Annotated in this window: 11 protein-coding genes; 3 read left to right on the top strand and 8 right to left on the bottom strand. The window is 39.3% G+C overall.

Going from position 1 to position 11,488, the window contains the following annotated elements:
- The coding region (locus tag QUH73_RS14045) for a hypothetical protein (protein WP_289531068.1) at positions 1 to 455 on the top strand (455 nt) is incomplete at its 5' end.
- Here the strand turns inward: QUH73_RS14045 and QUH73_RS14040 are convergent.
- The 3 genes from QUH73_RS14040 to trhO all read right to left on the bottom strand — a co-directional run bounded on the left by QUH73_RS14040 (position 442) and on the right by trhO (position 3,191).
- Complete coding sequence (locus tag QUH73_RS14040; protein WP_289531067.1) at positions 442 to 714, bottom strand: hypothetical protein; 273 nt, start codon at positions 712 to 714, stop codon at positions 442 to 444. The two genes, QUH73_RS14045 and QUH73_RS14040, sit on opposite strands and share 14 nt — an antisense overlap.
- A 105-nt stretch (positions 715 to 819) precedes the next feature.
- Positions 820 to 1,770 carry a tRNA dihydrouridine synthase gene (locus QUH73_RS14035; RefSeq protein WP_289531066.1) on the bottom strand — a complete coding sequence of 317 codons (951 nt, stop codon included), beginning with the start codon at positions 1,768 to 1,770 and terminating at the stop codon, positions 820 to 822.
- A gap of 368 nt (positions 1,771 to 2,138) precedes the next feature.
- Positions 2,139 to 3,191: an oxygen-dependent tRNA uridine(34) hydroxylase TrhO gene (trhO, locus tag QUH73_RS14030; protein ID WP_289531065.1), complete on the bottom strand. Its 1,053-nt coding sequence runs from the start codon at positions 3,189 to 3,191 to the stop codon at positions 2,139 to 2,141.
- Positions 3,192 to 3,336: 145 nt separating this feature from the next.
- On the opposite strand from trhO, the gene QUH73_RS14025 reads away from it, so the two are divergent.
- Positions 3,337 to 4,380: an NAD(P)/FAD-dependent oxidoreductase gene (locus QUH73_RS14025; protein WP_124993728.1), complete on the top strand. Its 1,044-nt coding sequence runs from the start codon at positions 3,337 to 3,339 to the stop codon at positions 4,378 to 4,380.
- A gap of 147 nt (positions 4,381 to 4,527) precedes the next feature.
- On the opposite strand, the gene QUH73_RS14020 is transcribed toward QUH73_RS14025, so the two are convergent.
- The 3 genes from QUH73_RS14020 to QUH73_RS14010 form a co-directional block, all read right to left on the bottom strand.
- On the bottom strand, positions 4,528 to 4,974 hold the full coding sequence (locus QUH73_RS14020) for a YhcH/YjgK/YiaL family protein (protein ID WP_124993727.1): 447 nt from the start codon (positions 4,972 to 4,974) through the stop codon (positions 4,528 to 4,530).
- A 337-nt stretch (positions 4,975 to 5,311) separates the two neighbouring features.
- On the bottom strand, positions 5,312 to 5,470 hold the full coding sequence (locus QUH73_RS14015) for a hypothetical protein (protein ID WP_180327202.1): 159 nt from the start codon (positions 5,468 to 5,470) through the stop codon (positions 5,312 to 5,314).
- Between the two features lie 32 nt (positions 5,471 to 5,502).
- On the bottom strand, positions 5,503 to 6,960 hold the full coding sequence (locus QUH73_RS14010) for an NAD(P)/FAD-dependent oxidoreductase (RefSeq protein WP_124993726.1): 1,458 nt from the start codon (positions 6,958 to 6,960) through the stop codon (positions 5,503 to 5,505).
- Positions 6,961 to 7,549: 589 nt separating this feature from the next.
- On the opposite strand from QUH73_RS14010, the gene QUH73_RS14005 reads away from it, so the two are divergent.
- Positions 7,550 to 8,596 carry a 3-deoxy-7-phosphoheptulonate synthase gene (locus tag QUH73_RS14005; protein ID WP_289531064.1) on the top strand — a complete coding sequence of 349 codons (1,047 nt, stop codon included), beginning with the start codon at positions 7,550 to 7,552 and terminating at the stop codon, positions 8,594 to 8,596.
- A 59-nt stretch (positions 8,597 to 8,655) separates the two neighbouring features.
- Here the strand turns inward: QUH73_RS14005 and QUH73_RS14000 are convergent, their stop codons facing one another.
- A complete protein-coding gene (locus QUH73_RS14000; RefSeq protein WP_289531063.1) occupies positions 8,656 to 8,868 on the bottom strand; it encodes a hypothetical protein in 213 nt (70 codons plus the stop codon).
- A gap of 21 nt (positions 8,869 to 8,889) precedes the next feature.
- A complete protein-coding gene (locus QUH73_RS13995; protein ID WP_289531062.1) occupies positions 8,890 to 11,400 on the bottom strand; it encodes a S9 family peptidase in 2,511 nt (836 codons plus the stop codon).
- Positions 11,401 to 11,488: the final 88 nt, after the last annotated feature.

Raw genomic sequence — 11,488 nt, 5'->3', positions numbered from 1 at the left:
CTCCATTAAAATTTCAATACGGATTTAAGTTCTTACAGCTTTTTTTGCCATTTCCGTGCCGAAAGAAACGTTTCGTTGGGAGTACTCTCTGTTTTCCAACCCAACTCCTCATTTGCCGGGTTGTAATTTTATGGAGCACCCTTTCGTCTGTTGGCACTTTGTTCACAATATTATTTTCAAATGGCGTTCATAAGTACCCGCAAGAAGGGAAGATTCTGTTTGTGAACGATTCTCCCATTTTAAGTGGAGATATTCGAAGAACAGAGGGATGCTTAGGTTTATACTATTGCTTGGGAAAACGAATATTTGGGTATAAAGAGTTGTTTTTAGGGGAAGGAGTACTTTTTAGTGTTATTGGGAAGAAATCCAGAAAATCAACAGCGTTTGGTGAGGAGAGAAAAGGATACTGGAAAAAATCCTTCAGATTTCGAAGAGCGGAACTCATTCGAAAATAAAATCAGCAAGACTGAAATTATTTAGTTCAGATCGTCGTAAATTTCTGCTGGTAAGGGAGTAATAAACAGTGTCGGTGCGCAAGGATTCAATGACAGTTTTTTCGTATTCGATGTTGTTAAATGTTTTGCTCTCTATTGCCGGGCGATTGTTCTTTTGGCTGTTTTCTGTTGTGTAATCGGAGTTCTTTCTACTTTCAATGTCGACAAAATGGCAAAGGGTTAATAGAAGAATAATCATTGCTGTGGTAAATGGCTTCATAACTAACTGTTGTATTTTTTGGGCGAATAACTAAGTCTAATTTATTGGTGCTGAAAGGAGCAATGGGTTGCGTAACAAATTAGAATAATTATTCCACTTTACTTTTTAGCTGTTTATTTTGCCAGCCGTAAACTGATTAAGCGCCTCGTAAACTTCTTCTGCATTATTGGTATTCATTAATTCATTACGAAGGGCCGAAGCGCCGGTAAATCCGCTGGTGTAAATCTTAAAGAAACGCCGCAGAATGGCGAAATTCTTCTCACTTCCCCAGGTTGTATCGAAAACGCGGGTGTGCTCTTTCAGTAGGGCCAGCTTTTCGTCCCTGCTCACTTCTCCCTTATCGGGATAAAAGAACCAGGGATTTTTAAAAATGCCACGGCCTGCCATCACGCCATCAACGCCATACTGCGCCACTTTTTGCAGTCCTTCTTCGTACGACTCCACGTCGCCGTTGCCAATTATTTTGATCTGCGGAGCAAGTTGATTTCTTAATTGCACCGCTTTCGCGATTTCGTTCCAATCGGCCAGTCCGTTTGACAGTTGCTTTTGTATGCGTCCGTGAATGGTGAGTGCATCTATCGGCATTCCCAAAAGGTGAGAGATCCACGATTCGGTAACCACCTGCTTAAAACCAATTCGGGTTTTCACGCTCAAAGGCAGATTGGTGGCCTCTTTGGTGGCCAATATAATTTCTTTGGCCAGATCGGGCTGAGCAATCAGAGCTGAACAGCAGCCGTTTTTCACCACATTCTTAACCGGACAGCCCATGTTGATGTCAATGCCGTCAAAGTCGGTTTCCCGGGCAATGTATTGAGCAGTTTTGTAGTATTTCTCCGGATCTTTTCCCCAAATCTGTGCAATTATCTTCACGTTTTTCTGCTTTAGCAAGGCTTTCTCCGAACCGTTAATCCGCAGGCGGTGCTTTACCTTCTCGTGTCCTACGGGATGGCACATGCCGTCAACCGAAGTAAATTCTGAGAATAGAATGTTCAGTTTCCCTTCCTGCGAAGTTTGTAAAACGATCTCGCGAAACGAGGTATCGGTCACGTCTTCCATAGGAGCGAGTGAGAAGCTGGGAGTTGGTATGTTGTGCCAAAAATTCATTCTTGTGATATCAATTATCGACCTGTAAGCGTTCGAAGAACCTGACAGCGTCTTTGTTTTTACTACTTCATCCCGAGGAATCTGTTTCTAACGAAGAGATCCTTCACTTCGTTCAGGATGACGCTTTTTGCTTTCCTTATATTTCGCCGAGCTAACGCACGGCTCAGATGATGGTTTCTTATTACTTGTTGCTTTTTTTGTCATCCCGAGGAATCGAGGAATCTGTTTCTAACGAAGAGATCCTTCACTTCGTTTAGGATGATGCTTTTTGCTTTCCTTATATTTCGCCGAGCTAACGCATGGCTCAGATGATGGTTTCTTTAAACTTGTCCCTTGGAGCTTAATTGCGAAAGTTTCGGTCTGATCCGCTGTCTGTAAATCTGACTTTTACTGTATTTATCGTGAAATTTCGATCGCAAAAGGATGCGCTCTTCCAAGGGCAATTGAATAATTTCAGCACACTCATCGGTACAGCACCCTTTATAATGATCGCGGCATTCGTTGCACTGAATAAAGAGCAAATGGCAATCGTTGTTGGCACAATTGGTGTGAGTATCGCAGGCTTTTCCGCATTGGTGGCACTTGGCAATAACTTCTTCGTTGATGCTTTCGCCCAACCGCTCATCAAACACAAAATTCTTTCCTCTGAATTTAGATTCCAGCCCAAGCTGTTTTATTTCCTGTGCATAGGCAATTATGCCGCCATGCAATTGGTTTACATCTTCGAAACCGTGATGCTTTAAGTAGGCGCTGGCTTTTTCGCAGCGAATTCCTCCGGTGCAGTAAAGTAAAACTTTCCGATCTTTTTTATCCTTCAAATCATCAACCACAATGTCTATTTCCTCGCGAAAGGTGTCGGCATCGGGGCAAATCGCATTTTCGAAATGGCCAACTTCACTTTCGTAATGGTTGCGCATATCTACCACGATAGTATCGGGATGACTTACCTGCTCGTGAAACTCAAGCGGAGAGAGGTGATTTCCCACATTGGTAACATCAAATGCATTGTCGTTCAACCCATCGGCAACAATTTTCGGACGCAGTTTTACTATTAACTTGTAAAACGATTTCCCATCATCTTCAACAGCCCATTTTATGGGCATATCCTGCAATTCCGGCAAGCTGTTTAAGTGAGAAAAGAACTCTTCCAGATGGTGTTCGGGCATGCTCATTTGCGCATTAATCCCTTCGCGGGCAATGTATATTCTACCCTTACCCTTTAATTCGAACCATTTCTGATACAGTTTATCGCGAAACTCTTGTGGATTTTCAATGATCACGTACCGGTAAAATGAAAACGTTTTTCTGCTAAAGTTTTCGTTTTCAAGTTGTTTCTTTAGTTCTTCTTTGCTAAGTTTATTGTGAAGCAGCATTTTGTTATTCTAATTTAGAATTAATAAACTTTGCAAAAGTAATGGTTTTTTACATTCAAACAAGCATGAAAAAGACTGGCAGGGTATAAATAGGACATGTTAGTCTTAAATTACTATGTTTGCAGAATCATTTTAACAAGAATTTATGGAAAAGAAATTTCTGATTGTAGGACAGGGAATAGCAGGATCTTTACTTGCATATGATATGTACAGGGCCGGACTTAATTTTACGATTGTTGCGAGTCCCGATAAAAGTGCTGCTTCCAATGTTGCTGCGGGAATGTATAATCCGGTTGTTTTTAAGCGGCTTACCAAAAGCTGGATGGTGGATGATGTGTTGCCTGTTATGACAAAAATGTATCAGGATTTGGAGAATGACCTGGGACACCGGTTCTTGTTCCCGATGGATATTATAAAGCCTTTAGCGGATAATGAAATCAAAATGTGGGAAGAACGGATGGCAGACGGCAGCTTCTCCGATTATCTTGTGGGGATGGGAAGCAATTCGATTGGGAAAGGCTTTAAGGATTTTGATTCTTATGGACGGGTAACCAACTCCGGCTATCTCCTTTTGGGCAAATTGCTGAAAAAGCTGCATAAGTTTTTTAAATCGAAAGGACTTTTAGTAGAGACAAACTTTAAGTATAAGGATATTGGGTTTATTGATGGGGGGATTACCTGGCATGGATTTTCAGCTGAGACCATTGTTTTTTGTGAAGGACATCACGCTGTTGAAAATCCTTATTTTAAGGGTGTTGGTTTTAACCCGACCAAAGGGGAATTGTTGGAAATTGAGTGCGAAGGTTTATCCGAAGATTATATTTTTAATAAAAACCTATTTGTTATGCCACTTGGGGAGAATCGGTTTAAAATAGGAGCAACCTACGATTGGAAAAATCAGAACGAGGAGATTACCCTCGAAGGCAGAAAGGACTTGATGGGGCGTTTGGATAATTTAATTTCATTGCCCTACACGGTTGTAAATCATTGGGCTGGGATACGTCCAACCGTAATCGATCGTCGTCCGGTTTTAGGAACACATCCGTTTCACAAACATGTGGCAATTTTTAATGGATTGGGTACCAAAGGAGTGATGCTGGCACCTTATTTTGCCCGCGAAATGGTTCGCTTTCTTTCGGTTAACGATTATCCTCTTGCCAAAGAGGTTGATATTAGGCGGTTTTTATAAAATAGAAATCACTTGATCTCAGTTTTGTTTAGTAATCTCTTTGTCAATTTATTTTCCCAGGGAAGAGCCGAAAACAGTTCCATGAAAATGAAATAGCTGTAAGCAGAGATGATATTCTTGCCTACAGCTGCAGATTTTTTCTAAAGATTAGATGCGAATTTTCACAACCAGTTTTTTAACCTTTGAGTTTTCAACATTCTTAATGCAAGGGCAATGAAGATCATCTGGAAAAAAGATGGCAAACATTCCTTCTGTTAGTTCGAAAAGAGTTGAATCGTTTTTATAAAATGCAACATCTTTCTCATTGTTTACTGTATGAGGAATTTGGTTACTTAAAATACTAACACCCATTAATTCTGTTCCCGAAATTACATACTGAATGTCGATGTGTTCGAAATGACTTTCCAATTTGCAATCTTCCAGATTTTTTGTGTTGTACTCCTGAACAAGAGCAAAAACATTTTCTCCGTCAATTTCATATTTCCCCACCTCGGTAGTTAGCAGGTCTGTACTGTTGATGTATTCAAATGCCTTGGCAATTCGCTCACTTACTCCAGCGTAAAGCTGCGAGTTTTCAATTTTATCTATTATCATTTTTCAATTTTTTTCCAAAGTTCGAAATAATCTTGTAATGTAAGTGTTGAATAGAAGTTTTTTTGATGCAGATTTTTTCGCGAATTGGTGCAGATGGAGTAGGCAGAATTGTTTGGAATACAAGATTCTGATAACTGAGATTATGCTTTGTAATGATGATTGATCTGTTGAAATGTGTTTACTGAGAAAAAGAGGGTGTCCGAAAAGTAAAGTTTCCCTTGGAAATGTCATGCTGAGCGAAGTCGAAACATCTGTTATTCAAACATAAAGATTCTTCGGCAAGCTCAGAATGACAATAAAATTGAACTTTTCGGACACCCTCTTTGTACATTTATTGTCAGGAATGCCCCATCACAACAATCCGGATAATCTTCATATTAAGAACAAGGAACCGATAGGTTTGATAGAAGATTTCTTTGCGCCAAAATTTGGTGGTTTTGGTTGGCATTGGGGGATAGGCTTCTTCGTAATAACCCCTTCTTTTTGTAGTATTCATGGTATATCTGTTTTAACAAATTCGACTTTATTTTACTCAGGTAACAACCACCAAAACGGGTATCCTTTAGCTTTGTGCAGAAACATATAATGCATGGTCCATTTTAACCAATGCCCGGCTAATCCGGGTTCTCCCATGGTATATTTAATACTTCGTCCCCATTCAGGATATTTGTCCCAATCCTGCACAATAGGATAAACGGTCATGGTTGCAGCGGAACCTTTGGTCATGCCAAATCCTGCCGATACAATACAAGCAGCACCCATTTTAGCCATCGAAGCTCTGTGTTTTAATTCGTGTTCGCCTTTTTTCACCAAGTTTACAATGTTCAGGGCAACCACTTTACCCGATACGCCCGACGGCATTCCGGTGCGTGGCGGAGCAGGGAAAATGGCCGTTCCGTTTTTGCTCTTCATTGGTTTAGAAATGGAGTGAGGAGGAGCAAATGCAATTCCCGGGGCAAATATGTTTGGATAAGTAGGATTGCGGTATGTTTCGGGCCAATCGGCAGCTTTCCATTCCTCAAAATCTTTTGCGGTGTAATCGGCATCAACTTTGGTGAAGCCGTTGGGAGCAAAAATAGTGGAGGTGATGTCCTCGTTGTTTTTATCGAAGGCTTTTAACCCAACCCCCGAAAAGCCGGGAATCAGCATCGAGAAATCGAATGCAACGGAATTTTTTTCACCATCGAGAGTTTCGTAATTTGCTTTTCCGGGTTCAATTTCAAATACGCCAGCACGTTTAATCCATCTGATTCCGTTTTCAATTAAGAAGGACTCAGCAAACACTTTGGTTGAAGTGATGTAACCGCCACGTTTAATAAAGGCGCCACCCATTCCAAAATCGCCCAATTCGTATTCGTTGGTGATCCAAATCAATTCTGCCAAATGTTCCAGTTTCCGTTTTCTTATTTCGTAGGAAACATTTAAAATGTACTCGAAGGCAGCTCCTTGGCAGGTTGCCATCGAATGGCCTGTTCCAATAAGAAAGGTTTGTTTTTCGCCGGCCTCCATTTTTTTGAAGCAAGCTTGTAGTTTTTCCCATGCATGAATGGCATGATCGCAGGAGCAAACAGATTCTGTATTTTTACCGGGACCTAATCCCGGAGTGCCTTCAAAATTAAGTTTCGGTCCGGTAGCATTTACCAGATAGTCGTAATCCACTTGTTCCGTTTCTCCTTTTTTTTCTGGATCGGTGTATTCAATGCTTACAAATCCTTTGGTAATTTCCTGATTGCCTTCCGGATGAATTGATACTGCTTTGGCTTGCTTAAAGTCGATTTTCCATTTGTCGTATACTTTTTTGAGCTTGAACCTAACCTGATCAACTTTCATTCGTCCGACACCAACCCAAATGTTGGAAGGTATCCACTGGTAATAACTGTTTGGAGAAACAACAACAACTTCGTGTTGTTTTCCAAGCTTTTTTCTGATAAAGGCGGCAGCGGTATGTCCGGAAATACCTGCTCCTAAAACAACGATTTTGGCCATAATTTATTTGAATTTAGGGTGTATTTTGGTAGTATATGATTCAAATACAATTTGTCTAAGAAAAGGAAATGTCAAACATTCAGTTTTCTTTTGTTAATTATCTAATTTAAAGAATAATATTCAGATATCTAGATGTGTTTAGCATTGTTTTAAGTCATTATATGCTGATATATATCAACTTGCATTGCAGAATGTATGAGATGCCTTGCTTTTATTGGGGTTTTATGTCGGATAAATTTTGTTTAGAATCTTTATAAACTTGTGATTGTCTAAAGTAATACCAATTTAATTTCCAAAGTATCTTTAAATAAAATGGTATAATTTCCAGCTTGATCAAGGCAAAAAGTAAAAGATACCTGAGTTAGCTGGTATCTTAGTAAAACAGGATGGAAAAAATCAAGATTCTCATAATTTTTAAATTAAATGCATTACAAATTGACAGGAATTTTGTATCGATAAAATTCTTAATTACATAATATTTCTTCATCTGATTGTATTGTCACACTAAAAATTCACATTCAAAGAAATAAAGCTTATTTTCACAAGCTGTAAGATAATTTTACGATTACTATATAAAAGAGCAAAGAACATGATGGACCCCAGAATAGAGAATCTGAATGTGAGTGAAGAGCAGTCTATTATTACTCCAATAGAACTTAAAGAATTATATCCGCTTAGCGAAAAACACATCGAAACCGTTAATAACGGACAGACTACGATTAAAAATATACTAAATGGCAGTGATAAGAGAATACTTGCTATTGTTGGACCTTGCTCTATTCATGATATTAAATCGGCAAAAGAGTACGCTCAAAAACTGAAAGTGCTGGCTGATGATTTACAAGAGGATTTGTTTATTGTGATGCGGGTTTATTTTGAGAAACCCAGAACCACTGTTGGATGGAAGGGTTTGGTGAATGATCCTTACATGGATAATTCCTGCAGGATTCAGGAGGGTTTAAAGCAGGCTCGGGAGCTTCTGGTGTACATTGCAGAACTTGGACTGCCGGCTGCCGGCGAAGCATTGGATATTGTTACTCCTCAGTATATTCAGGATCTATTTTCGTGGACCGCGATTGGTGCCCGAACTACCGAATCGCAAAGTCACCGAAACATGTCAAGTGGCTTGTCTTCGGTTGTTGGCTTTAAAAACGGTACCGATGGGAATATTGATATTGCCATAAATGCAATACAGGCTGTTGCATCTCCTCATAATTTTGTGAGTGTCAATCCTGAAGGAAAAGTGGCTGTGATTCGTACCTTAGGAAATCCAAACACCCATATCATACTTAGAGGAGGTAAAAAGCCTAATTTTGAAGCAGAATACATTGCTGCGATTGAAAAAAAACTGTCTGATCTGCAAATTGTGCCAAGAATAATGGTCGATTGCAGTCATGCAAACTCTTCTAAAAAAGCCCAAAAACAGGAAATTGTTTTAGCCAGTCTGGCTGAGCAAATTGCCAGAGGGAATGAATCCATTATGGGATTTATGATCGAGAGTCATTTGAATTTTGGCAAACAGAGTATTCCTGATGATCAATCTAAATTAAAATATGGGGTTTCGGTGACTGATGAATGTCTTGATTTTGAATCGACCGAGAGGATATTAAGAGAATTTTGCAGGAAAATAAAATAGTGAATGATGAGCTTATAAAAATCCCGGTATGCAAACTCATACCGGGATTTTTGTTGTTATTAACTTTTAACCCGTTGTTTTATCGGGTTTTGCTTTTTAAAGGCACACCATGTCAGGTAAACTGCACCGGTAAGAATGCATACAACAGATAAACCTTCAAGAAATCCCAATTCGAAATCTGTGAATTGATCCTTCAATTTTCTGCTGATTAAAAGTAATATATTACCAATTCCGAAAAGTGAAAATAGTAGTATTCGTAATGTATTGTTCATTTTGTATGGTTTATGTAATTTCTATTTTTTAGGTTTATCATTTTGCATTTCGATATAATCGGCACTGTTTCTGAAATCGCCAAGTAAATATTTGCAGAAATATTCACCGCGCAGCCAGAAGGAGTATTCGCTCATGTCACCAAATCCGTGACGTTGACCGGGATAAATGAAGAAATCGAATCGTTTGTTTGCTTTTATCAAGGCATTGGCCATTCTAATTGTATTGCCCGGATGCACATTGTTATCGATATCACCGGTAACAATCATCAGTTTTCCTTTCAGGTTTTTAGCCAGGCTTGGATTATCATCAATTTTATAGGTGAAAGTAGTATCTCCCTTTTCAGATATTTCCTCTTTTACACCATGATGAGTTTCACTCCACCAGCGATTGTAGATGTTATTGTCGTGATTTCCGGCAGCGGAAACAGCTACTTTAAAGAAATCAGGGTAAACCAACATGGCAGCTGTAGACATGAATCCACCGCCTGAGTGACCGAAAATTCCCACTTTAGTAATATCAATAAAGTCAAATCTGTCGGCCAATTGTTCCAAACCAACTTTCTTATCTTCCAAACCATAATCTCTTAGGTTGCCATAACCATAGTTGTGGTACCATTTCGAACGGGCAGGGTGACCACCGCGATTGCCGAGAGTTACTACAATAAATCCCAACTGAGCCATACGATCGGCTCTATCCATGCGGGTCGAGAAGCTTTTGTAAACGGCTTCGGTTTGCGGTCCCGGATAAACATAGGTTAAAATTGGATATTTCTTGTTCGGATCAAAATCGAATGGCTTGTACATCACTCCATAAATATCGGTTACACCATCACCGGCTTTTACTTTAAACAGCTCGGGGAATTGATAACCGGTTTCAAATAATCGGGAAAGATCAGTGGCTTCCAAATCGATTAATTTGCTTCCTTTCGAGTTGTATAGTGCCGAAACCGGAGCTGTATTTACTCTTGATGAGTTGTTTACAAAGTAGTGGTTTTGATCATTCAGACTTACATCGTGCGAGAAATTTCCCTTGTTCAAAAGTTTCAATCCTGTACCATCAAAGTTTACACTGTAAAGGTGAGTGTAATATGGATCTTCGTCTTTTTCCCGGGCATTTCCAGTAAAGTAAAGAACTCTGTTTTTTTCATCAATTCCCTGAATTCTATCGCAATGCCAAGGGCCTGATGTAATTTGATTTTTTAGATTTCCTTCCCCGTCGTAAAGGTAAAAATGTGCCCATCCGTCGCGTTCAGACCAATGGATCAGTTCCCTGCCGTTATTTACAAATCCCAATGGTCTGGTTTCGATATAGGTATTTAAACGCTCTTCAATCAAAACTTTCACTTCACCGGTTGAAGTGTTGGCAGTGCAGATATCAACACGTTTCATATCGCGGCTCTGACGCTCGAAATACAATAGATCGCTGCCGGCAGATAACCATTTCGAAAATTGCAAATCATCATCTGCATCCATTTTTTTACGGGGAGCTCTAAGAATCGAAAGAGTCTGATCTTTAAATGCCGAAGCTTTTACTTTAACAGATTTTTTGCTTTCCCAGTCGAAAATCAGAATTTCATATTGAGGAGCTTCTTTTTCTCCCGGCATATGATATTTGTAACTTTCTAGGGTAGGTCGGGGAGAAGCAACCGAGTTGATTACCCAAAGATCTTTTACTTCGCGCTCATCTTCTCTAGTTAGTGCAAACTTTTTTGAGTCTGCCGAGAAAGTTACATAAGCAGCTTTGCGTTTGTCTTTTTCTTCTTCTATTTCTTTATTGGTTTTGCCATAAGTACCACTGCCATAGCTGTAATATTTTACACCATCTGTAGTTAGTTCATGTTCAATAATGGTAGAATCTTTTTCATTCTTTTGAGCTTTTTTATAGTTCTCTGCATCCATCCAGTACAAATTGTGATGTTTTGCAAAAACCACATACTCCTGATTTGGAGCTACCGAAGCCCAATCTTTTTGCTCCAAAGGCTTTTCGAACTCACTCAGTAAATTTAGCTGTTTAGAAGCAATTTGATATTCGAAATGCCAAACTTTGGCAACCATTTTCTTTTTGGCTTTTTGCTTTTTTTCGCCCTCTTTTTCCTCTTCCTGCTTATCACCGTTTTCGTCGTCTTTTTCTTCCTCTTCCACCAGTTTACTTTTCACCTCAAATTGAATCGTTTTTTCATTGTTGATAAATTTCAATTTACTGATATCCAAATGCTCTGCATCGAAAGGATCTGCCGTTAAACGACTCATGTCAGCGGCCATTTTTACTGCATTAAACAGCTCTGATTTTGTGCTGCTTACAGGATCGACCAAATAGTAGAAGTTTCCTTCGGAGGTTTTGTAGTTGTACCAGAATTTTTCACCGTTCTTTAACCAGTGAGGAGTAACACTGGTAGAGAATACGATTTTTTTTAGTCGGTTAGGCGAGAATTTTGCTGCCAATTCATAATTTGCTTTTGCAACAGGAATTTCCTGCGCAAATAAGCCTATTCCTATTGTTAAGAATAGGAGAGTCAATAAATTTCTTTTCATGTTGTTGAGTTATGCTTGTGTTGTTTTAAGACAACGAAAATAGAAATAGGAGCAAGAATAATTGTGATTTTTTCACACTTTTCGATGA

Source organism: Labilibaculum sp. K2S (assembly GCF_030372765.1).
In the GTDB taxonomy this organism is placed as follows: Bacteria; Bacteroidota; Bacteroidia; order Bacteroidales; family Marinifilaceae; genus Labilibaculum.
The sequence above is the reverse complement of the archived record's forward strand: the minus strand, read 5'-3'. Positions and strand labels throughout refer to the sequence as shown.